This is a genomic window from Aeromonas sp. MR16, from assembly GCF_022549315.1.
Lineage (GTDB): Bacteria > Pseudomonadota > Gammaproteobacteria > Enterobacterales > Aeromonadaceae > Aeromonas > Aeromonas aquatica.
The window spans coordinates 13,819-37,035 of the sequence record NZ_JAKZFK010000001.1 but is presented as its reverse complement, the minus strand read 5'-3'; the positions used below and the strand labels follow the sequence as shown (position 1 = coordinate 37,035).

19 protein-coding genes are annotated in these 23,217 nt (G+C 60.1%); all 19 read right to left on the bottom strand.

Annotated elements, in window-relative coordinates; translation table 11 throughout:
• Positions 1 to 6: 6 nt before the first annotated feature.
• The gene (gene tssA / locus MM194_RS00150; RefSeq protein WP_241342232.1) at positions 7 to 1,434 is read right to left on the bottom strand and encodes a type VI secretion system protein TssA; all 1,428 of its coding nucleotides are present in this window, start codon (positions 1,432 to 1,434) and stop codon (positions 7 to 9) included.
• A gap of 8 nt (positions 1,435 to 1,442) precedes the next feature.
• Positions 1,443 to 2,078 (bottom strand): type VI secretion system-associated protein VasI, encoded by a 636-nt coding sequence (gene vasI, locus MM194_RS00145; protein ID WP_033130019.1) that lies wholly within the window; start codon positions 2,076 to 2,078, stop codon positions 1,443 to 1,445.
• Positions 2,078 to 3,616, bottom strand: a complete 1,539-nt coding sequence (locus MM194_RS00140; protein WP_241342229.1) for a sigma-54 dependent transcriptional regulator — start codon at positions 3,614 to 3,616, stop codon at positions 2,078 to 2,080. Before MM194_RS00140 ends, vasI begins: the two co-directional genes overlap by 1 nt.
• 2 nt (positions 3,617 to 3,618) lie before the next feature.
• Positions 3,619 to 6,261 carry a type VI secretion system ATPase TssH gene (tssH, locus tag MM194_RS00135; RefSeq protein ID WP_241342227.1) on the bottom strand — a complete coding sequence of 881 codons (2,643 nt, stop codon included), beginning with the start codon at positions 6,259 to 6,261 and terminating at the stop codon, positions 3,619 to 3,621.
• 20 nt (positions 6,262 to 6,281) lie between these two features.
• A complete protein-coding gene (gene icmH, locus MM194_RS00130) occupies positions 6,282 to 7,061 on the bottom strand; it encodes a type IVB secretion system protein IcmH/DotU (protein ID WP_033130022.1) in 780 nt (259 codons plus the stop codon).
• A gap of 22 nt (positions 7,062 to 7,083) precedes the next feature.
• Positions 7,084 to 8,418: a type VI secretion system baseplate subunit TssK gene (gene tssK, locus MM194_RS00125; RefSeq protein WP_241342225.1), complete on the bottom strand. Its 1,335-nt coding sequence runs from the start codon at positions 8,416 to 8,418 to the stop codon at positions 7,084 to 7,086.
• A gap of 2 nt (positions 8,419 to 8,420) precedes the next feature.
• Positions 8,421 to 8,936 (bottom strand): type VI secretion system lipoprotein TssJ, encoded by a 516-nt coding sequence (gene tssJ / locus MM194_RS00120; RefSeq protein ID WP_033130023.1) that lies wholly within the window; start codon positions 8,934 to 8,936, stop codon positions 8,421 to 8,423.
• Positions 8,936 to 10,171, bottom strand: a complete 1,236-nt coding sequence (gene tagH, locus MM194_RS00115) for a type VI secretion system-associated FHA domain protein TagH (protein WP_033130024.1) — start codon at positions 10,169 to 10,171, stop codon at positions 8,936 to 8,938. Before tagH ends, tssJ begins: the two co-directional genes overlap by 1 nt.
• Before the next feature lie 14 nt (positions 10,172 to 10,185).
• Entirely contained in the window at positions 10,186 to 11,184 is a 999-nt protein-coding gene (tssG, locus tag MM194_RS00110) for a type VI secretion system baseplate subunit TssG (protein ID WP_033130025.1), read from the bottom strand.
• On the bottom strand, positions 11,148 to 12,914 hold the full coding sequence (tssF, locus tag MM194_RS00105) for a type VI secretion system baseplate subunit TssF (RefSeq protein ID WP_033130026.1): 1,767 nt from the start codon (positions 12,912 to 12,914) through the stop codon (positions 11,148 to 11,150). Before tssF ends, tssG begins: the two co-directional genes overlap by 37 nt.
• Positions 12,915 to 12,917: 3 nt before the next feature.
• Entirely contained in the window at positions 12,918 to 13,349 is a 432-nt protein-coding gene (gene tssE / locus MM194_RS00100; protein ID WP_033130027.1) for a type VI secretion system baseplate subunit TssE, read from the bottom strand.
• Positions 13,350 to 13,355: 6 nt separating this feature from the next.
• The gene (tssC, locus tag MM194_RS00095; protein WP_033130028.1) at positions 13,356 to 14,834 is read right to left on the bottom strand and encodes a type VI secretion system contractile sheath large subunit; all 1,479 of its coding nucleotides are present in this window, start codon (positions 14,832 to 14,834) and stop codon (positions 13,356 to 13,358) included.
• Positions 14,835 to 14,870: 36 nt separating this feature from the next.
• Complete coding sequence (tssB, locus tag MM194_RS00090; RefSeq protein WP_050720112.1) at positions 14,871 to 15,374, bottom strand: type VI secretion system contractile sheath small subunit; 504 nt, start codon at positions 15,372 to 15,374, stop codon at positions 14,871 to 14,873.
• A gap of 660 nt (positions 15,375 to 16,034) precedes the next feature.
• A complete protein-coding gene (locus MM194_RS00085) occupies positions 16,035 to 17,420 on the bottom strand; it encodes a tetratricopeptide repeat protein (RefSeq protein WP_033130030.1) in 1,386 nt (461 codons plus the stop codon).
• A gap of 138 nt (positions 17,421 to 17,558) precedes the next feature.
• A complete protein-coding gene (locus MM194_RS00080) occupies positions 17,559 to 18,164 on the bottom strand; it encodes a hypothetical protein (RefSeq protein WP_241342224.1) in 606 nt (201 codons plus the stop codon).
• An 87-nt stretch (positions 18,165 to 18,251) separates the two neighbouring features.
• Complete coding sequence (locus MM194_RS00075; protein WP_241342222.1) at positions 18,252 to 19,241, bottom strand: PoNi-like cognate immunity protein; 990 nt, start codon at positions 19,239 to 19,241, stop codon at positions 18,252 to 18,254.
• A 9-nt stretch (positions 19,242 to 19,250) separates the two neighbouring features.
• Positions 19,251 to 20,570 carry a type VI secretion system polymorphic nuclease effector gene (locus tag MM194_RS00070; protein ID WP_241342220.1) on the bottom strand — a complete coding sequence of 440 codons (1,320 nt, stop codon included), beginning with the start codon at positions 20,568 to 20,570 and terminating at the stop codon, positions 19,251 to 19,253.
• A gap of 1 nt (position 20,571) precedes the next feature.
• Positions 20,572 to 22,767: a type VI secretion system tip protein TssI/VgrG gene (gene tssI, locus MM194_RS00065; protein ID WP_241342218.1), complete on the bottom strand. Its 2,196-nt coding sequence runs from the start codon at positions 22,765 to 22,767 to the stop codon at positions 20,572 to 20,574.
• Positions 22,768 to 22,995: 228 nt separating this feature from the next.
• Positions 22,996 to 23,214 (bottom strand): hypothetical protein, encoded by a 219-nt coding sequence (locus MM194_RS00060; RefSeq protein ID WP_033130164.1) that lies wholly within the window; start codon positions 23,212 to 23,214, stop codon positions 22,996 to 22,998.
• Between the last annotated feature and the right edge of the window lie 3 nt (positions 23,215 to 23,217).

Below are 23,217 nucleotides of genomic sequence, written 5' to 3'. Positions count from 1 at the left end.
CGACACTTATTTCGGCAATGCAGCCGCCTGTTGCTCCAGGCGACTGACCAATCCGGGTTCCCATTGCGCCAATCCAAGGCGACTCGCCTCTTGCCACAAGTGTTGATAGTGCTGGCGCGCCAGCGCCTCCATGCCTTCCTGCACCAGCAGCTCCGCCTGCACCAACTGGGCATGGAAGCGGGCTCTGGGCTCCTTCAACTGCGTCATCCGTTCATCCAGAAGGGTCAGGGCCGCGGCCATGCCCTGTTCCCCATGACGCTGGGCTATCTCTTCGGCCAAGCTGCTGTCACCGTCGCCACCCGCGCCGCCCCTGGCGGGTTGCAACCAGCGGCTGCACTCCACGCTAAGAAAGGGGCTGCCGTCGCTGAAGCCGAGATCCCGCAGGGCCGGCAGCCGCTGCAGAAAGCTATCGAGCTCCTGGGCGATGGCCTGGGCCGGTGCGCCAAACCCGAGCTTGTCCGCCACCTGGGCCGAGAGGCGATGGCCCTCGAACCAGTAAGGCGCCAGGGTCAGGCTCTGCTCGATCCGCTGCCAGAGCGCCAGATCCGGCGCCCCCATGGCGGCGCGGTATTCGTTCACCATGTCCACCGACATGGGCGCCAGCTGGGTTTTATTGCCCGAGGACGTCATGGGCGCAGTGGTGATACCCGCCCAGATGGCGTGACGGCGCAGGCGATAGCCCACCGCCGCCTCCGGCTGACGCTCGATGAGCAGTTGTGCCACCTTGAGCTGGGTCTGGCGCCAGGTCCGGTCGTTGGAGCTGTCGATCTCGATGCCCTGTGCCTTGGCGCCACCACTGAGCACCATGGCATCCGTGCCCTGACCGACATGGGAAGCCGTGTTCACAGCGCCCGACACAGGAGATGAGGCACCATCGGCCTCTGCCTGTGCAGCCTGCTGGCGCTGGGCCCGCTTCAACCCCATCAACAGCGGATCGAGCAGTTCTCCCTTGTCCGGACACTGCACCAGCCAGCAGGCACCGAGCTGCTCGGCCTGAGCCAGCAACTGGGCCAACTCGGCCGCCGAGGCGCTCTCGCAGACGCGTGGCAGCGCCCCCTCGAAACGCTTGACGATCTGCACCATCAGCCGCTGCTTCTGGCTGGCATTGCCGGGCCAGGCCAGCAACCAGTAGGCACGGATCCAGGACTCCAGCAGGCTCAGCGCCGCCCCCATGGGGGTCGTCTTGGCCGGGTGTTGCAGGCAGCGCAGCAGTTGGGCCAGCACCCGCATGTCCTTGGTGCGCGTCTCCAGCAGGCTGAGGCAAGCCTCGGCCACCGCATTGAGATCCACCTGGGCGTGAGCCAAGGATCCCAGCTTGACCAGTTCGGTCTCCACATAGTCCCAGCGCGGCTCGTCGGCCAGCACGGCGTTCTTTATCTGTTCATCCGGCAAGTTGGCGAGCAGGCGGGCACACCAGGGGTGTTGATAGCTCATGGCGCCCCCTACCAGCGACACTGCTGACGCAGGGGGACCAGCGCCTCTTTCAGGCCGCTCAGATCGACCCGCAGCACGACGCCGTTAGCGGCCCGAGCCTGAGTGCCGTTGTCGGCTCGCAGTTGCAACTCGCGATGGCCCAGCCAGCGCTTGAGCTCCTCGATGGCCGGCAGGCCACGGCCATATTCCAGCAGCAACCCCCGATCCCGGATAAACCAGCTCTGGGCGCTGTTGCCGGGCGAGCCGTCGAGCTCAATCTGTACCCCCTCGCCGACCCAGGGCGCATCCAGCCGCAGCCGAATGTGGGTGATGCTGTCGACGCAGCCGATGGAAAGCGTCGCCCCACGCAGGGCCGGGCGGGTCAGGATCTCGCTGCCACGAGCGGGATCGCTTTGCAGCAGGAAGGGGGGGCTCTCGGGGGTGCGACTCTGCTCCTGATCCCGGATGGCTTGCCAGGCGGCAGACATAGCCCCGGCGCCTGACTCGGTGTCGGGGCCACTGCCGAGGGCGTCGTAGCAGGCTAGCCGGATCAGCGGGGATGGCTCGCGCCGGCACTGCTGCCAACCGGCCATGTCTGGCTGAGCGCCTGGCTGGGGCACGGCGGCGCTCGCCAGTAGCAGGGGCAACAGGGTGAGGACGCTCATCAGTTCACCTCCAGCTTCTGGCACTTGTGATCCAGGGTGCGCTTGGGAATGTTCAGGCTCTCGGCCACCCGCATGCGGTTGCCCTGGAAATAACGCAGCCGCGCCTCGATGACCGAGGCCTCGTACAGCTGCATGGCCTGGCGCAGGTCGCGAATGTGGTTGTAATTGTCCAGCATCCCCGGCAGCTCCACGCAGACCCTCTCCTTGAGCTCCGGCGGCAAGGCCTCCAGCACCACCTCTTCCCCGTGGCGAGTGTGGGCGCAGGCCACCTCCAGGAGGTTGCGCAGTTCGCGCACGTTGCCGGGGAAGTCATAACTCTGCAGCTGCTTCTGGAACTGGCGGTGCAACCCGCCAAGCGCCTTGCCATCCTGCTCGGCAAACTGGGCCATGAAGTGCTGGCACAGCATGGGCACGTCGTCCATGTGCTCGCGCAGGGGGGCAATCAGCAGCAGGCACTGGCAGAGCCGATGATAGAGATCGGCACGAAACTGCCCCTCCTCCACCTGGCGGCTGAGGGGTTGATGGGTGGCGGCAATGAGCCGAAAATCGGAGTGGCTCTCCTGCTCGGCCCCCAGAGGCCGGTAGCTGCGGGTCTCCAGCACCCGCAGCAGCTTGGCCTGCATGGCGGCGGGCATGTCCCCCACCTCGTCCAGAAACAGGGTGCCGCCGTTGGCCTGGGCCACCAGCCCGGCCTTGTTGGTCAGGGCACCGGAGAAGGCCCCCTTCTGGTAACCAAACAGCTCGCTCTCGATGAGGTTCTCCGGGATGGCGGCGCAGTTGATGGCCACAAACGGCTTGGCGGCACGATCGGAGCATTGGTGCACCAGCCGGGCGACCACCTCCTTGCCGCTGCCGGTTTCCCCCTGGATGAGCACGGTCAGCTTGTGCTGCGCCGCCTGATGGACCTGCTCGCGCAACCCGCAGATCACCGCAGATTGCCCTACCAACTGGTCTGCCAGCAGCTTCTCGTGCTGCTTCTTGACCTGCCCCTCCCCTTTTATCTGGCGCAATGAATCTCGCAGCACGCTCTGATCCCGGCGGCTGCGCCCCAGATCCCGAATGAGGGTGAGCTGGTTGCAGAACACCTGGGAGAGTTGGGCCAACTCGGGACCCAGTGTCCACTCCTGCAGTTGCTCCGCGCAGTCCATCATGGCCAGCACGGCGAACGGCTTGCCGCCGCCGTCCAGCAAGGGAAAGGCGTGCAGGCCGCACTGCTGGCCGAGGTTGGAGAGCAGGGCACGAAATTCCTTGTGTTCGATGCGGGCCCCCCCGTGAAGGGAGTCCCAGGTGCGGGGCTGGGCCTTGTGCAGCACATAGGCAAGGGGGTGGGAGAAGTCATCCACCGCCAGGGAGAGGCTGACGGCCTGCCCCTTGACCCAGCCACTGCACGCCAGCTGGCGACCGCTCACCTCCAGCATGCCGAGCAACATGCCCTTTGGCTGGAAGCTGGCGTGCAACACCTGTGACCACCATTGGCACAGGTGCGGCTCGTCGCGCTGCTCGGTCAATTCGAGGGCAAAGGCGAGGGCTTGTTCCATGTTCAAGCCCCCACCTCGGCCACGAACTGCTGATCGGCCACGAAGAAACGCACCCGGTTGATGGGCTCACCGGCCGCCAGACGCTGTAGCAGCTGCAGCGAGACGGGCGGCAGCAGGGCACCGTCGATGACGGACTCGAGCATGCGGGCCCCGTTCTCGCTGCGATTGGCGCGGCGCAGAATCTCCTCGGCCACCTCCTCGTCCAGCTCCACCTCGGCACCGAAGCGCTCCTTGAGCAGCTTCACCAGACGGCTGAGCTTGCCACCCACTATCTCTACCAGGGTGTCGTGACCGAGCGGCAGATAGGGGATCACCTCCATGCGCGCCAGCAACGCCGGCTTGAAGAAGGCGGCGAGCTCGGGATAGAGCGCATCCAGCAGCGCCTCTGGCTGCTCGGCATGGTCGACGATGGTCTGGAAGCCGAGGTTGGAGGTGAGGAAGAAGACCACGTTCTTGCAGTCGATGATGCGCCCTTCCCCGTCCGCCAGCTCGCCCTTGTCGAACGCCTGATAGAAGAGGTTGAGCACGTCCGGGTGAGCCTTCTCCACCTCGTCCAGCAGCACCACAGAGTAGGGTTTCTGGCGAATGGCCTCGGTCAGCACGCCCCCCTCGCCAAAGCCCACATAGCCCGGCGGCGAGCCGATGAGGCGCGAGACCGTGTGCTTCTCCTGATACTCGGACATGTTGATGGTGGTGAGATACTGGCGGCCGCCGAACATCAACTCGGCAATTTGCAGCACGGTCTCGGTCTTGCCGACCCCGCTCGGCCCCACCAGCAGGAAGGCGCCAAGGGGGCGACCCGGGCGGCGCAAGTCGGCGCGGGCGGTCAGCAGGTGCTTGTGCAGATGGGCTACCGCCACATCCTGCCCCTTGATGAGATCCCCCAGGTACTCCGGCAGCCGGGTCACCACGTCGAGCTCCCCCTGGGAGATGCGATTGAGCGGCACCCCTGTCCACTCGGCGATCACGGCCGCGACCTGGGTCTTGTCCACGTGCGCCGAGACCAATACCGCGCCCTGCTGCAGGGCGGCCAGCTCGCGCTCGAGCCCGGCCAGCGCCTCGGCGGCGGCTTGCGGATCCAGGGGGGCATCCGCCAGATCCAGCGCCTCTCTGGTCAGCAACTCATCCTGCTCGTCTGCAAGCAAGGCGGCCCGCAGCGCCACTATCTGCTGCACCAGCCCCTGCTGCTGTTGCCACTGGGCCTCCTGCTCCACCAGCGCTTCGCGGCAGGCAGACTGGGCGGCGTGCAGCTCGGCCAGGCGTTCGGCGTTGTCACCCAGACCGATCAGGCTCTGGCGCGCCAGCTGGCGGATCTCCAGCTCGCGCTGACGCTGCGCGTTTTGCAGGTGGCTGACGGCGCGCGGCGGCGTGGTGAGATTGATGGCGACTCGGGCGCAGGCGGTGTCGAGCACATCGATCGCCTTGTCCGGTAGCTGACGACCGGAAATGTAGCGGGCTGAGAGCTGGGCCGCGGCCTGCAGTGCCTCCTCGTCGATCAGCACTCCGTGGGCCTTCTCGTAGATGCTGCGCAGGCCGCGCAGGATCACGGTGGCCTCCTCTGCGTCGGGCTCACCCACCTTCACCAGCTGGAAGCGACGGGACAGGGCCGCGTCTTTCTCCACGTATTTCTTGTACTCCCCCCAGGTAGTGGCGGCGATGGTACGCAGCTCACCCCGGGCCAGCGCCGGCTTGATGAGGTTGGAGACATCCAGCCCACCGGCCTGGTTGCCGGCCCCGATCAGGGTGTGAGCCTCGTCGATGAACAGGATAACGGGGCGCACCGCGTCCTTGACCTCCTGCATCACCCCCTTGAAGCGCTTCTCGAACTCCCCCTTGACCGAAGCACCGGCCTGCATGGCGCCGAGATCCAGGGTCATCAGCTCCACGCCGCGCAGCTTCTCGGGCACCTGACCCGCCACCATGCGCAGGGCCAGCCCCTCGATGAGGGCGCTCTTGCCGACCCCCGCCTCCCCCACGACGATGGGGTTGTTCTTGCGGCGGCGGGAGAGGATGTCGATCATCAGATCGATCTCGTGATCCCGGCATAGCACGGGATCCAGGGTCCCCTGGCGGGCCTGCTCGGTCACGTTGACGGTGAAGCGGGCCAGCAGGCTGGCATCGGTCGGCAAGGCCGCCTGGGTGGGGTTGCCGTTGGCAGGAACGATCACTTGCGTCTCTGAGGACTCTTTCACCCAGTCATCAAACTGCTGGCGCAGCAACTCGCGGTTGACGTTGGCCAGCAGCCGGGTGGCCGAGCCAGGCAGATAACGCTGGGGTGTCATCAAGAGCACCAGCAGCAACATGCCGCTGCGCAGTTGGACATGTTGCAACTCGGCGGAGGCCAGCAGCCAGCTGTCTTGCAACCATTCCACCAGCAGGGGCGAGAAGGAGGGGTAACCCTGACCATAGCTGCTGTCGGCATGGGAGGGTTGCAGCAGGGTGCGCAGCTCGTCCACCTCCACCTCGGCCCTTTTCAGGATCTGGCGCACGTCGGACAGCGGGGTGTCCAGCATCTTCAGCAGCAGGTGCTCGATGCGGATCTCGGCCCCCTGGTGGTTGACGCAGAGGGCCGCGGCCTCCTCCAGCATGTGACGACAGATGGGATTGAGTCTTTCCACCAGTACCGGTAGCTCTATACGAATCAAGGCGTGCTCTCCTCAGGATATTATTTTAATAATTCGCCCAGTTGACGCAGAACGTCCTGGGTCTGGTTATTGAGTTGCTGGTGATAGAGGCCAAAGATGATGGCCAGCACCACGGCCCCCCCCATGAACAGGCTGCGCAGGGACACCTGCTTGCGCAGCTGGTAGCGGGAGGCCTGTTGGCCGAGGTCCAGGTGAAATACGCTGGGGGCCTCGCCATTCGCCTCGGGGGAGAGCTGCTTGTGCAGCTGTTTGACGATGCGCTCGAACTCGCCTTGCCCCTTGCTCATCACCTTGTAGCGTCCCTCGAAACCGAGACACAGGCACAGGTAGATGAACTCCAGGATGTCGCGATAACGCACCGGATCTTCCTGCAGGCGGGCGAGCAGCACGAACACCTTCTCCCCGCCCCAGGTCTCGTTGTGGAAGCGGGTCAGCAGGGAGTGCTCAGACCATTCGCTCTGGCTGCCCCAGTCGCGGCCCATCACGGCCTCATCGATGAAGGTGCAGAGGATGTAGCGAAACGAGAGCACCACGCCATTCTCGTAGCCTTGGGCCATCAGCTCCTGCTCGATGGCCTGGATCTCGGTCACCACCCGCTGGTAGAGCTCGGGCACCCGATCATGACGTGACAGCAGGCGTACCCGCTGCACCAGCCCGAGCAAGGGGGTCACGGCATCGATCATGGGATTGATGCTCTGGCCCCGCAGGCGGAACCAATGGTCCGAGTCCATGTCCAGCTGCTCGGCATGATCGAACAGCAGATCGCTGAGGTGCTCGTTCTTGAGAATGTCCGTGGTCATCTGTGCTTATTCCTTGATGGGATCACTGGCTGCGAATGGCCCAGAGCTGCATGTCGAGCTCCGGGAAGTCGCCGGCGATGTGGAAGGCGAGGGTGTTGCCCACCGCCAGCATCTGCCAGGCCGGGCTCTGCCTGTCGAGCTGGAAGTAGCTGTAACCGGCGTGATAGGGCAGCTGGCGCGGGGCCACCGGCAGCGGCAGCAGCGGAATGCCCGGCAGCTGCAGGCTGATGAGTTCGCGGATCTTGTCGCTGGAGGCCACCTTGGTCTGCTGCAGCAACTGCTTGCGCAGCTGCTCCTGCGGCATGCGGGCCCGCACCGCCAGCACGAAGTCGGCGCTTTGCATCAGCTCGCTCTCCCCCACCACGGCCACCATGACGCCGTACTGGTGCTTGCGCAGCTGGATGGAGACGGCCCTCGGCGACAACACTGTGCTCAGAGCCTGACGCAGGGCCAACATCACAGGCTCGAAGCTCAGCTGCTGATCGTCGTGGCGATAGGCGGCAAACTCCGGCGGCAGGCGGGACTCGTCGGTGAAGGTCATCAGCTCGCCGCAGATCTGCACCAGGGCCTCGTGCAGCCGCTCCGGATGCAGGGTGCCGAGGCGGGCAAGATGGGAGAGCTGGGGCTGGGCCCGGTTGAGCAGTTGCAGCATCATGAATTCGGCCACGTCGGCGACCCCTTGCTGACCGGGCGCCGCGATGCGCTGGGAGAGGCTACGGGCCCGCTCGGCCACCAGGCCCGCCGACTCGCCGAGGAAGCGTTTGAGAGTCGGGATGGCGGAGACGCTGATGCTGCAGGGCATGAAGTTCGGATCCAGCACCAGGCCGCCGTCCGGGCGCTTGTCCAGGATGCGGGCGATGGCCAGGGAGGCATAGGCGCTACGGTCCTCGCGCTCCAGCATCAGCCGCAGACTGACCCGTCCCACCTCGAGGGAGACCACGTCCCCCCCTTCGCTATGCAGATCGCGCACATCGTGGCGATGGGCCTGCAGTCGGGTGGCCACCTGGCCCCCCTGATTGACCTCGTTGACCCCGCTCACCGAGAGCGGCAGCGCCAGATAGATCTTCTGGTTCGCCACCGAGGCATCGGTGACTTCCAGCGGGGTCGGCAGCACATCGTCGTTGGGAATATTGAAGACGGTGCCGTCCGGCAAGATGCCGGTAGCCCCCACCAGGGCGATGCGGCCAAACCCCAGATAGTCCTCGTTGATGACCAGCGTCTGCAGCCCGTAGAAATAGTCGGACAGCGCGCTCAGGCGAGCGTGCAGCGCGTACTCCGAATGCCTTTGCTGTTGCTGGAAGTGCTGGGGCTTGATGAAGAGCCCCTCACGCCAGATAACCCGATTTCGACTCGACATGGTCATTCTTCTTCTTGTTGTAGTTCCACTTCATCCAGACGCAGATGAACCAGGATTTGATAGGCACGGCCCGTGCTCTTGACCTTGATGACCTTGCGCCATTCGGCGCTGTCCGGATCGGCGTAGCGGGCGATCACCCCGATGTAACGGGTCTTCTCGTCGAGCTTGATGGGGGGCAGATACTTGAACTGCCCCGGCAGCAGGGTGTAGTCCTGATGATCCAGGTAGTTCTTGCCAAGCGCCTTCTCCACATCCTCGGTCACCTGGTCGTAGTCGGTGGCGAGCAGCTTGGAGTCTTCCGCCAGCAGTACCACCTGAAACTCGACAGGAGCCGCCTCTCCGCTCTCGTTGGGATTGACGTCCGGCTCGGCCAGCAGGCTCAACCCCAGGGTCGAGGGTTGATCATCCTTGCTCCCCACCTGGATATCCGGGTTCATGGCCACATCGGCCATCTTGCCCATGGTGGTACAGCCCGCCAGGGCCAGCAGACAGGCGCCCAGCATCACCACTCGCATCATCAAATCAGTCCCTGTTGCTGACGCACGGCCTGGTCATATGCCTGGGCATAGACCTGGTGGAACAGCTTGTCGAAGCCTTGCTGACGGGCGGAGGTGAGCTCGCGGTAGTAGTGCTGGTACATGTTCCAGGCCCAGCCCTCGTCGGCCATGCCCGGGGTACCGGTGCGGCGGTAGTGCTCGAAACGGCCGACCAGGGCATCCGGCGAGAAGGCCTGCAGTATGCTGTCGAGCGCCGCGCCGATCGCCTGCTGGTTCGCCACATGGTGGATGCGCACGTTACGCAGGCTCTCGGCCACCGCCGCCGGGGCCGTCAGGTGTACCGGGCTCTTCTGCTCGGCGAACATCACCGCCAGGGTCTCGTCATAACCGAGCCCGAGCCGCAGCGGGTTGTCCTCGATGGGGCGCAGGTGCCTGTCCGCCAGCGCCGCCTGATCGCTTTGCAGCTTCAACAAGCCTTCCACCATGGCGCGCACCGTCTTGCCCATCTCCTCGAGCATGTCGTGGGCCTGCTGGGTATCTTGCAGTTGCAAGGGCTGACCCAGGCCGCGCATCAGCGGGGTCAGGGCAACGTGGTCGACCCCGTCCAATGGCGGGAGGTAATCGGGGTGATTCTCGATGGAGGGCATATCCAGAAATTCTTGGGTCATGGTGTTCTCGAGGGCAGAAAAGGGGGACAGGGACGGATGTTCCATATCCGGTTGCGGGTGGAGGTCGCTCTGGCGACGGGGGTCGACCAGGGGAGTCAGGGCAGAGCGCTCATGCTGCAGCGCCAGCAGGGGATCGAGTGCCAGTGCATGGGGATCGTCCTGGCGGATCCCGGGCTCATCGCTGGTCAGCCACTCGTCCAACTGCTCGGTGGGACGGTTGCCCAGCACCTGCTGCAGGCTCTGCTCCGGGGTGATGGCACCGAGATAGGCCTTCAACCTGAACGGGCCGACGATCAGCTCGTCCCCCTGCTCCAAGTGCACCTTGCGCGCCCGCCCTATGGGGGAGGTCGCGCCATTGATGTAGGTCTGACCGCTCAGATCGCACAGGCAGAAGCGGCCATCATGGTGCTCGACTCGGGCGTGGGCCGGCATGACGGCACCCAGCCTGTCTCGCAGGTGCCAGTCATCCTGCTCGGAAGCCCCGAGGGAACCGCCCATTTCATCGAAGCGATACTGCACCTGCTGGTTGCCATCGAGCTGCTCGCTGTTGAGCACCACCAGGGAAAGTTGCTGGTTAAAATCGTCCACATTCACTCCTGCACTTATTCCTGCACACAAATGGTCACAAACGGGTCACTCGGCGGCTGGCCGAGGAAGGAGCTCCAGCCCAGGCGCGCACTCTGCTCCTCCCCCAATCGCAGCCCCCTGGCCTGCTCCTGGCCGAAGCCGAGTCGCAGATCCCAGGCCAGCTGGTCACGCAGGATGAAGGAGACAAAGGTCACCAGGGCATGGAAATGCTCCCCGTTCGGGAGAAACCCGAGAAAATGTCCAAAACTCAGGTTGTTGATCTTCAATAAAAATTTTCCCGCGCAGTCGTTCACCTTGTCGCCGATGACAAAATCTCCCCCCAGGGTGGCGCAGGCACTGCCCAGCCGGTTCTGCTGATCCTGGTGGATGGGCACCCGGCGCCACTGCCAGGCATTGACCTCCACTTCCGCCAGATCGAAGCAGTGCGCCACCAGACCTGCCACCACCTCGGGGGAGCGGCTGGGGCTGGCCAGCATGCCCGCGTAGGAGAGCATCTTGGCGCGGTTGACCGGCAGACTGCGGCAGACCGCCTCGTTGCCGAGCCCCACCAGAGCGAACATCAGGCGGGAGAACCCATCCTCGCCGTTGTCCTGAAAGCGCACGTGGTAGCGATACTTGCGCCAGATCCGGTGCAGCAGGGTCAGCAGCCTGTGATGGAAAAAGTCCAGGAACAGGCCGAGTTTCTGCTCCCCTTGCGCGTACTCCCACGCCAGAGAATCGAGGTAATAACCGGGCATGGGAGACTGGCTGCCATGCAGACCGAGGAAGGCCACCTCCAGCTCATGGCGACCCTTGTCGTCACGGCCAATCTGCAGCACGTCGCTGGTAGGAAAGCCCAGAGAGGCGGTCGCCTTGAAGCGGATCCCCTCGTCGCTTGGCAGGTAGTCGAGCCCCCGCTCCTGATCGGCGCCATCCAGCCGGTTGAGCAGCTCAACCAGCTGAAAAAAATTGAAGCGCGGCGCGTCCTTGGCGGACGTCACATCAGGGAGTGTTGACCGATCTGGACTGGCCACTGGTAACGCTCCTTGTTGTCGAGATTGACCACCTCAAGCAGGTGGAAGGCATTGACGCTGGCATACAGCGAGAAGAAGTGCGCCAGCACTGTGCTGAACAGATAGAGCTCCCCCTCGCTGCCAAAGGCGGATTGGCGAACGTGCAGCACCGACTTGAGCCCCCGCACCGGCATGCCGCGCACCAACCGATCGACCGGGGTGGTCTCAATTTCCTCGATCCCCGCCAGCCGCTTGCGCGAGGCCTGCTCGGCCTGCTTGTCGTGCAACGCCGGGAAATCATAGGTGCGCAGCACCTGCACCAGGGCATCCCGGCGCAGCAAAGAGACATAGTTCAGCGACAGGTTGGAAATGAGGGTCCAGTGCAGACTGCCATCGAGCGCCGGGCGCAATGGCCGGGTCGGCCGGATCAGGTTGCGGAAGGTGGCAAACGAGGGCGAACTGCCGGTCGGCACACAGATGTTGCCGACCTTGAGGGTGGCGGCGCGGGAGCGATTGGTGCAGGTCAGGGTGACGGAGATGGATTCATCCAATTCGACCGTGGTGGTCTCATCCCCGCGCACGAAGGAGAGGCTGTGCTCGAAGCCGTCCCCGCTGACCGCTTCCCTGACCCGGACCCGGTAGTAGAGCGCCAGCCGCTGTTTGGCCCGCTCAATCTGGTGCTGGAAGCTCTCGAACGGCTGATAGATGCGCGGCGTGCCACGAGAACGGCCCAGGTTGCCCTCCACCCAGCCTTCCACCTCGTCGACCGAGAAGATCTCGAAGCTGTCCGCGTGACGGTAGCTCGCCTTGAGCGGATACTCCGCCTGACGACCGTTGAGGTTGACCGGCTCGCTGTCGTGCCGGAACAAATTGATGGCCGGTACGCAGTTGAGCATGAAGGAGTCGGGGCGGATCTTGAGCTCGGCGGGCAGCGGTTTGTCGAAGCAGAAGTGGATCTTGAACTCGCTGACCGGCAGAGGCTGCCTGGGCCAATCATCACCACTGAGCTCGAAGAACAGGAAGCTCTGTGGGAAGCAGAAATACTCCTGCAGGATGCGATAGCCGGAGTAGACGTTGTTCGGATAGGGCAAGAGCGCATCGTCGCGCTCGAAGCCGATGGGCTTGAGGGCCTTGGCCTCCTGGCGAAAGCGCTTGCCGTCTATCTCCAGCTCCATATGGGAGAGCTGGTTGGAGAGCCAGAAGTAGAGCTCATAGGCGGTATAACTGTCCCCGCCGAGGAAGAAGCGCAGCTTGTCGAGCTGCAATTCACTGAGCGGCAAGGGGGCATGGAGGGCGATATCCAGCGAGATGGTGGAGAGATCGTTGCCACTCTGAGAGGCGATATGGCGGATATCGGCCGGGTAGATCCAGGCGTCATGGCTGGTCTGGAAGTGACAGGTCACCTCGTCGATGGGCAGGCTGTCGAGCTGACAACCCTGCTTGACCAGCGCAGGTTGGGTGATGGCGCCCGGAATGACCGAGAACTGCATGATGGTCATGCTGGGCACGGGGCGCAGATAGTTGGGCCAGAGCATATTGAGCAGACCATGGGTCAGCTCGGGGAACTCATCCTCGATCTTGGCGCGCAGGTTGCCGGTGAGAAACGCGAAGCCTTCCAGCAGGCGCTCGACATCCGGATCCGTATTTTGCTCGGACAAGAAACGGGTGAGTTCGGGATAGGCATCGGCAAATTCGCGCCCTTGCAGGCGCAAAAATGCCAGTTCATCCCTGAAGTAATGTTCCAGCGACATTGATCAGACCATGCGGTAGTGACGGTGACTGTCCATGTGGACGTTGAACGAGGTAACCTGTTCGATGTGCTCCAGCCTCACGTGGGCCGTCACCTGAAACGACATCTCGAGCGGGCTCGCCTGATGGTCGGGTGAACGGACTTCCACGTGAATGATCCGCGGTTCATACCGACGGATGCATTGCCGGATCGCCTCACGGATCCGTCCCTTGATATCGGCACTGCCCTGAGTGGCGTCATTGAGATCGATGACGCCCAGCTCCGGGGCACTGCGACAATTGCCGGGACGGGTGTTGAGGATCTGATCGAGCTGCCGTTTGACAGAATCCACCAGTTCATCAACTTCCGAGCGGGGGGAAGGAACCAGCCCCTCCCCCCGGATCCTGTCAAACAGGCTGGCCGCATTTCCTCTATCCCAGGAAGAGAGAGACGGCATCGGCCATTATTCCTTGTCCAGACGACCCACCAGGGACAGCTCGAAGCTGGCGCCCATGTACTTGAAGTGCGGACGCACGGCCATGGCGACCTGATACCAGCCCGGCTCACCTTCCACGTCCAGTACCTTGATCTGGGCGGCGCGCAGCGGACGACGGCTACGCACGTCTGCCGGCGGATTCTCCTGATCGGCCACGTACTGCTTGATCCAGCCGTTCAGCTCACGCTCCAGATCCTGACGCTCCTTCCAGGAGCCGATCTGCTCGCGCTGCAACACCTTGATGTAGTGTGCCAGGCGATTGATGATGAACATGTAGGGCAGCTGGGTACCCAGCTTGTAGTTGGTCTCCGCTTCCTTGCCTTCCTTGGTGTTCGGGAACACCTTGGGTTTTTGCACCGAGTTGGCGGAGAAGAAGGCCGCGTTGTCACTGTCTTTGCGCATGGTCAGGGTAATGAAACCCTCTTCGGACAGCTCGTATTCACGACGGTCGGTGATCAGCACCTCGGTCGGGATCTTGGCTTGCAACTGACCCATGGCCTCGTAGACATGCACCGGCAGGTCCTGGATGGCGCCGCCGCTCTGGGGGCCTATGATGTTCGGGCACCAGCGGTACTTGGCGAAACTGTCGGTCAGGGAGGTACCCATCAGATAGGCGGTGTTGCCCCACAGGTAGTGGTCGTGATCCGAGCTGATGTCTTCCTGATAATTGAAGCCCTTGATGGGGTTCTCGGTCGGATCGTACGGCAGACGCGCCAGGAAACGCGGCGCGGTCAGCCCCAGATAACGGGCATCCTCTGACTCACGCAACAAGCGCCACTTGGTGTAGGCCGGGCCTTCGAACACCGACTTGAGATCCTTGATGGACGGCAGATCGGTGAAGCTGTCGACGCCGAAGAAGGCCGGGGCGACGGAGGAGATGAAGGGGGCATGGGCCATGGCACCGACCGCGCTGACATACTGCATCAGCTTGATGTCGGGGGCGCTGTGGGTGAAGGCATAGTCGCCGATCACGGTGCCGATGGGTTGACCACCAAACTGGCCATAGCCGGTCGAATAGACATGTTTATAGAGGCCAGACTGGGTGATTTCAGGTGAAAATTCGAAATCTTCCAGCAGTTCCTCTTTAGTCGCATGCAGCACCTGGATCTTGATGTTCTCACGAAAATCGGTGCGATCCACCAGCAGCTTGAGTGAACGCCAAGAGGATTCCAGCTCCTGCACCTCTTTGGCGTGCAGGATGACATCCATCTGCTTGCTCAGCTTCTTGTCGAGCTCGACAATCATGCTGTCCACCAGCGCCTTGTTGACCGGATCCGTGGTTGTACCGCTGTCCAGAATGTTGGCGATCAGGGCGGCGACCCCCTGCTTGGCGACACTGTAACCCTCGTCCACCGGCGTGATACGGGCCTGCGCCATGATTTCGTCCAGCAAGGACGAGGAGGCAACACTCGCCCCCGCTTGAACCTGTTCTTCGACCTGAGACATAATTTTTCCTTATCGATCAGTTAATTAATCTGCAGATCACTCGGCAGGCTTAATCAGATCCAGCTCCTTGAGCAGTTGCTCGCGAGCCTCGCCACTGGACAGCAGATCCTGCAAACGATTGCGGAAGGACGGGATATTTCCCAGGGGTCCTTTCAGGGCAACCAGCGCCTCACGCAGTTCCAGCAGCTTGCGCAACTCGGGCACTTGCTGGGCAACGCTGTCTGGGGTGAAGTCTTCCAGGGACTGGATCTTGATCGACACGGGCAAGTCGTCCTGGCTGTTCTCTTCCAGGCGATTGGGAACGGAAAATTTCAGCTCCAGTGCAGATTCTTTCATGACGGAAGAAAAATTATTCTTGTCGATGGAGACGGTCTGACGCTCCTCAATGGGGGTCTCTTCCGTACGTCCTTTCATGTTGCCAACCACCATCATGGTCAACGGAAGCTCAATTTCCGCCTGCTGACCGCCGGTTGCCGGCACATATTTGATATTAATACGCTCTTTAGGCGCAACAGTGGCGCCATCAATTCCTTTTCCCATGCTCTAAATACCAAGTTAAGGATCCATGAAGACCCCAAAGCTTATAGCCAACGCTCATGCTGGCAACTGTAAAAAATGACAGTTGACGCGTTAAACCTAGTTTTAGGTGAATGAACGTTAGCCGACGAGGCATTTTTGACATATATCAAGCCGAGGCATTGATAATCAAAAACGCAATATGTAGCTTATTACTTATACAACCAGATCCTGCCCCTACTCTTCGTTAGAGGTCTTTATGACATAAGATCCATTCGCGACAAATGGTATATTTTCGATTATCTTTACGTCAATAAAAAATATTTAAAAAGCATTTAAAGACTGATTTAAATTCAATAAAAACCATTAAAATCAACAAGATATATACAAAAATTATTTTGCAAAAAATATCTTAAATCGGATTTAAATGCAGAGTGGTGATGTTTGATGCGCAACTTGATTAATGATTTCGTCATCAAAGCCATGGGGAAGTATTAATACTTGACAACTGGGTGAGCACTCCTGAGAAATGATATTGTCTATCTGACAAAAAACAACCATGTAAAATGCATTTTAAATACTCCCCATAGAGCGCAAAAAAATATCCCATGGCATTCATCATCACGCCATGGGACTTTTCCATTTAATATGAACATTTACTGTGTTTAATCATCTTGTTGAATACTATGTATTGTCCTTCATCTTCTCCGGTGGATGACCTTTCTCCAACTTGATGAACCAGTGCTGGGCCAGTTTTTGACCAGAGGCTTTCTCTTGTTTTGTCATCCCTTTTTCCAGCTCATTGCCTGCATCGGTCGCGTCCTTGTTTCCATCGGTAGCCGCGAGCAGATACCATGCATAAGCATGCAAGCGGTTGCGAGGTGCGCCCCAGCCTCGCTCACGCATGGTTCCCATGCGATATTGCGCCTGCCGGTGATTGGCATTGGCCGCCAGCCGATACTGCTTGAGCGCCTGAACATAGTCCGCCTCCCCACCCAGCCCCAGCCGCAGCATCTCCCCATAGGCATAGCGGGCATCGACGTTGCCCTGCAACGCCGCCGAGGCGAGGCTCTGACGCGCCGCCACCAGCTCACCCCGCCCTTGCTGCAATTTGGCCAGCTCGAGTTGTGCCTGGCTCACCCCGCCTTTGGCCGCCAGCGTTAGCCAGTGCTCTCGCGCCGCCGGGTCGCTCTGTTGCAGACTCAGCTGATATTCAGCCTCGTGAGAGCCATGGCTAGCAGCCAGCTCCAGCCAGTAACGACCGAGCGCGAGATCCTGCGACACCAGCTCACCCGCCAGATAGGCTTGTCCCAACCACAGCTGGGCCTGGGGAGCACCGGTATCGGCGGCGCGCTGATAGAGGGGCACGGCCTCGGCACCACTCGCCTGTCTGGCCAGGATCAGCAGGGCATCAGGTTGCTGCTGGGCCGCGGCTTTCTCATACCAGCGCTGGGCGAGATCGGGTCGCTTGGCTACCCCCTTGCCCTGCTCATAGCGCAGGCCGAGCCGATATTGGGCGTCACGATTGCCCTGCTCGGCGGCCTTTTCCAGCCACTGAACCGCATCGGCATCGGCGCCTGGCTGGCTGGCATACCACTCCCCCAGGATCAACTGCGCGCCGGCATGATCCCGTTTGGCCGCCTGCTCGAACCAGTCGAGGCAATCATCGACCAGCTTGCCCTGATATTGCTGCCGGCACGCCAACCCCAGCTGATAGCTGGCGTCCGCATTACCCAGCTTGGCCGAGCGCTGCCACCAGTCCTGGGCCAGCTTTGGGTTCTTGGGTTCACCCAGGCCAGTCTGATACCAACTCCCCACCTGCAGCGCGGCCTTGCCTCGCACATCCGCATCGGCTGCCAGTGGCCCGTTTTGCTCCGCAGCCTGTTTCATCCAGCGCATCGCCTCGGGATAATCTGGCTTGGTCGCCAGGCGATTGGCCAGCTCATACTGCGCCTTACCCTGGCCCTGCTGGGCGGCTTGAGAGAGTTCGGATTCGGTCTGTGACGTCGTTGTGGTACAAGCGGCGAGCCAATGGCTCGCCAGCACCAACCATAATGTGCGGTATGTCATCGTTTGTATCTGCGAATAATTAGGATGGTAGGGGTGGTTGCGTACATAACACTTTCTTACAACTTGATTGATTTTCTATTTCTCATCAACTGTCTTTAAATAAATCGTATTCCAGAAGATTCATACTGATTCAGAATATTATTGTTCGTTCACATGGTCCAACTTGACCAGTTCCAAACCCAGCTTACCCCCCTCATTTAACAGCTTATCAAGAATATTTGATGGGCAAATGAAACCTGTATATTGATCAGAGCTGATATCCAAAAGCACGACATCATATCCTCGCGCTTGCAACCATAGGTCATAAAGTACCAGCATGCTCCAAACCGATGCGTCCTCATCCGGCTCGGAGCACATGAAATGCTCCTTCAAACCGTGAGTATCCGCCAATGCGTTTCCTTGTAACCCAACTTCCTCAACGTCTCGCCAGTCGATATTGAGACATACCCAACGCTCATCGGAATTCAGCTCAACAAGTGTTGACACGATACGACCCTGTAGCGCATCGGCGTTCGTATTCATCAGAGAGTTCACTCTGCCGACTCTGATGTCTTCAGGCAGAGGGGATAGTAAAGTCGATAGAAACCATTTTTTTCTTCGTCTTTCGACATAAACCATGGGAATTAACAGGGGAGACAAGATGATGACAGAGAGGATCAGGAATAGTTCTTTTATCGCCTTCACTCTTCTTCCTCGATTTTTTTCATACAGAGCCAAGGGTGCCAGGCAATTCGTGCCTAACATGAATGAGCCTGCGCAATAACATCAAACGTCACTCGGGCATCGAGATATATCGACCATGCAGGCTGTGCATGATCGATAAAATGCAGACTACTCCTGTACCCAGAACAACATGTCATCCTTGTTGATATGGGTTTGGGAAGGCAACTTCTGTCCTTTTCGCAGTTGCCACTGTTCATCAGTCAGGTTGCACCGCCAGTTGCCATCCTGCTCCACCACAGAGCCCGGCATGGCAATGGGATGTTGAACCACTCGCAGTGCCTGCCATTTTTCTGCAATACCATTCGCTCTGGCATGATCGACCAGATCCTTGGGGTAATAGCGCATATCCCGATAACTGCTGTCGTCCAACTCATAGAGCAGGGTGACAAGCGCCGCTTCAAAAGCCCAATAGCCAAAGTAGATGGCATGCTTTGCCTTGTGCCTGTCGTACCAATAACACTCTTTACATCCCTTGTACCACCCCTTGAGATATTGCTTGATGCTCGCCTGACGCTCAACCCTGGTGGGATTCACACCATCACCCTTGATGGCATCAAACAGCGGGCGATAAACCTCGGGGATATAGGATTCTGGACCACGGGGGAGACCGGGATAGCCCAAGCGAGCCAACAACATGCTCCACAGCGGGTCGTCGTCTCCTTCCGGATTTTTACTGATATAACGCACCAGCTCGGGCAGCATCTCATCCTGCCCATAGAGGATGCTTAATGAGAACATCCAGAGCAGATATTGATAGGCATCTTGCTCCCAATAATAGAAAACACTATCTGAAAACTCTTTCTTATGACGCAATAGTTCTTTTTTTACTATAGAAAGGCATGCTTTTATATCTTCGTGGGATGCACCGCCGGAATAAAGAAGAATCGCGTATTCCAAGTTGTCCATGAACATGCTTTCACTGGCCATGGAGCGTGTAGGACGTCGATATGGATCACTCCAGCGCTCGTGTAAAGGATCGTGTATTTTGGCCCACCAACTTGGGTCAAAATATGACGACTCTTTATAATCCTCTATCTGTTCTAAAAAAAATGGCTCAGATAGTAATGGATCTCGACGCTGTTCAATAAACGAATTCATTCACTGCTCCTACTTGATCGAAATCGTACCTACGGCATTAGCTGACTTATCCAGCTTGGTTATCTGTATCACTTTACCAGACTCATCGACAATCATTAGCCAAGCATCATAACCTTCATTTTTAAGGTCTTTTAATATTTTCTTGTCAGTTATCTCATCGGGTAAGCGCTTATCGATCCACTGGCCGCTCATCTGCTTGCCAGACCCCTTGGTCATCGACAATAACTGGGTACTCTTGGTGCCATCCTCATCGATATACTCGCCCCCTGCCGTCCGAAACTTGGTCTCGGTCACCACGTAGGGAGGCGGAGGATTGGTGTTCTTGTAGATACCATCGATGCCCCGCCCTCTGGGCTTGTCGTTCAGGCTACGTACCCGGCGATGTTCTGGCAACAGATTCTCGAACTTGTGATTTGCCATCCAGTTGTCGCTGATTATCTCGCCATAAATCCCTTTCTTGGAGCGGCTCAAAATCTGGAGATCCACTTTGACGACATCATCCGGCAGCGGGTGGATAACGGTGCCACCGGGCACGGCCTTGTAACCTGGGGCATGCTTGACCGCCTCTTTCTCCAATCCTGCGGCAATCTCATCGAGGGATTTGAGCACGGGCCCCATGGCCGCTGGCAGCATCTGGCCGGCCTGTGACTGCATCTGCAGCACCATACGCTGGGATTGCTCAAGCCAGACTTTGACCGAAGCGGGAGCCAACCCATTGATCTTGCTAATCAAACCAGTGAGAGAGCTGACAGCATCGTCAAGATAGCCCAGCAGCACACTGACCGCGACCTGTCCTCTCAGACCTCGGATCTGACCTGCAAATTTTTTCAGCACGGTATCAAGACGCGAGATGCCCAGCACCTTCTTGACCTTGGGATCGCTTAAAAAAGTCAGCACTGGTGCCATGGCGGGTCTGATCGCCTTGGTGGCATCCCCGCCAGCCTTGCGGACAAACAGGAAGATGATTTTCAGTACCCCCTTGAGGGCAGAGCCCAGTGACGGGATCAGACCTATCAGGGTGAAACAGAGGAAAATCCACTTCTCAGGCTGTTTGTGATCGCGGGAAATATCTCGTGCATTGGCGATTAGATCGCGACAGTCCAGCACCTGGTCGACAACGGGGATCAACCCCAACACGGCATTGGCGGCAATCTGCCCCGCGCTTTGATTGGGATTGAAATCCCCCTGAAGGGCTTCCCAGATCCATTGCAGGCTAGAAGCTATCCCCTTCTTTACTGCATCGGCACTTTGTTTGACATAGGCAGCGCCGCCGGAAACGGCCTGATCCAGATGGTCATAGAGCCGCTCAAACAGATCATTACCAAACATATCAACCCTCGTCGCTCAGACTATCGAGATGGCCAGAGAGGGCCGAGATGGGTTCACGGGGCAAGTCGACAAAGTTGTCCTCCAGGTCATAGGTCACGGATGCCGTACCGGCAGGCACCTCTTCCAACAGCGCCATGCCTTCACCATCCAGGGTTCCCTCCCTCACAGAGCCATCACTCAATACCGCTTTATAGGGGGTTCCAGCCAAGGGCATCAGCTCGGAGTCGAGGTGATAAAACTTCATCCAGCGTTTTTGAGGGACATCCAGCATTTCCTTTAAACTCTTGGGAATTTGGCCCGCCCAACCGGCGCCCGAGCCCGGGCTGCCGCCGGAGTTCATCTTGATGGTGGGCCCCACCAGGGTGACGCCACCGCCATCGACCTTGATAAAGCAGCCGCCGACCTTGACGGTGATCTCGGAGCCCGCCTCCAACACCACCTTGGCACCGGCCTTGACGTGCACCTCCTGTCCCGCCTGGGTGAGCCAGCTCTGCCCGAGTTTTTGATGCATAGACGCATCCACGGTCAGCGAGTAATCGGCCTTGATGTGGTCCCGCTTCTCGCCTTCCACCGTCAGGTGGTCATTGGCCTTGATGCGGATCACCCGCTCATTGTCGATGTCGGTGTGCTGGTCGTGCTTGATGTGCCAGGCCGCATCGTTTTCTATGAGTACGTTCAGGTCTTTCTGGCCGTGAAGGTAAATCTCTTCCTGTCCCGCCTGGTCTTCAAAGCGCAGCTCGTTGAACCCCTCCCCCTGATGGGTCTCGGTACGCAGCACGGTGCGGGTCTTGTTAGCCGGCAACTCGTAGGGCGGCCGGTTGGTAGCGTGGAAGGTCCGGCCTGTGACTATGGGCTGGTCCGGGTCCCCTTCCAGAAAGGAGACAATCACCTCGTGGCCGATGCGCGGGATGGCCATCATGCCGTACTGTCCGCCTGCCCAGCCCTGACTGACCCGTACCCAGCAGGAACTCTGGTCGTTACTCGAGCCGTATCTGTCCCAGGGGAATTGCAGCTTCACCCGGCCGTGCTCGTCGCAGTAGATCTCTTCGCCTTCCGGCCCCACCACAGTCGCGATTTGCGGACCGTCCACCATGGGCTTGTAAGGCGCCTGTGGGCTGCCGATGCGCACCCGCCAGCTGGTGCTGGCTTTGACCACCCCGAATTCGTTGTGATAGACGGTGGGACCGCTGCCCCCTTCTTCTTCCAGCGCCTGGGGCTGCGAGCCCACGTGACTGATGCGCACGATTTGCCAGTCGACATTGAGCGCTCCGTTCGGGTGTTCAGTGAGCGAGAACGTCTGGCCCGGCAGCAGGGCCGCGCAGTTGGACTTAGCCAAGCCGGTCACCGCATCGCTTCGCAGCGCATCGAGTCGATGTTGGGCAAACGCCTTGCCGCTGCCGTCCTGCTTGTAGCGGCCCGGGTAGTCGAAGTGCTGGTAGCTATCGCGCTGATGTGACAGCTCGGTGCCGAGCTTCTTGTGGGAGAGACCATAAGCCGGGGTCTTGAAGCTGTAGTCTTTCAGCTCCACATCGCTGGGGCGCACCGCCTCGCGGTAATGGAACTGGCGCACATAGGGGCCTTGTTCGAGGGAGCGGTTGCCGAGGTTGAAGAAGAGCGCGGGACCGGCGGTTAATGCCGCCGCGTCGTCGGCAAAGACAATACGATGCTTGCCAGCTTCGAACTCGTGGAAGTAGAACAACCCCTCTTCGGCGGCGAGACGATTCAGGAACTCCAGGTCTGTTTCCCGGTACTGGACACAGTATTCCCGCTGGGCATGCTCATTTTTCAGCGCAAAGGCGTAGTCGGTGATGCCGTGCTCTTGCAGCAGGATGGAGAGGATTTCGTCGGGCTTCTGGGCCTGGAAGATGCGGGAGTTCTGGCGAAGCCCCAGCCGCCACAGGGCCGGCTGTACCAGCAGCTGATAACGGGTGCGGCGAAAGCCGCTGTCCCCTTGAGCAAAGTCGCTCACCACCCCGCACACCTGGCGCTGCAGTTCACCGCTGTACCACACCAAGAGCTCGCAGGGCTGATCCAGCACGGCGCCAAAGTCGACGTCCGGCTCGGGGCTGGCGAGCTCCAGCCTCAGCTGGAAGGGGCCGTTTAACGCCTCTTCCAGTGCAAACTCGGCCACCACGAAGGTGCTCTCGGGCAAGGCCCCTACCTTGACGGTGAACTGTAATCCTGTGCTGTCTGCCATCGGTGCGCCTCTGCTGTCTCCCCCGCAATCCTGCAGGCTGGCCTCAAGGGTGAGAGATCCGCCATGGCCGCCGTGTTTTCGGCGCCATGGCTACCGCACGCCCTGAGGCGCGCGGTGGGATCAACGTCATGTTCTTTCTTGTGCTCGCTCAACGAGCAAGTGAGCAGAAGAAAGAGGTGACCAGGGCAGGCAAAGATGAGAAGCAGGCCGGTATCCCGGCCTTTGAGATCAGGCCAAGTTGGACTGAATGTATTGCGCTATCTGAATGCTGCGGTTATCACCACGCCCCTGCAGATCGACGATGACTTCCTGCACTGTGCCGCGATATACCAGAGAGCCACGGACCAGTGTCCGGTGGTTATGGCCAATGTCGGTGAAGGTGGCGCCCCCCCTGTGCAGGTGAATGTGCGGTTCATTGGTATCGGGATAAAACGACTCTTTCGGCATAAG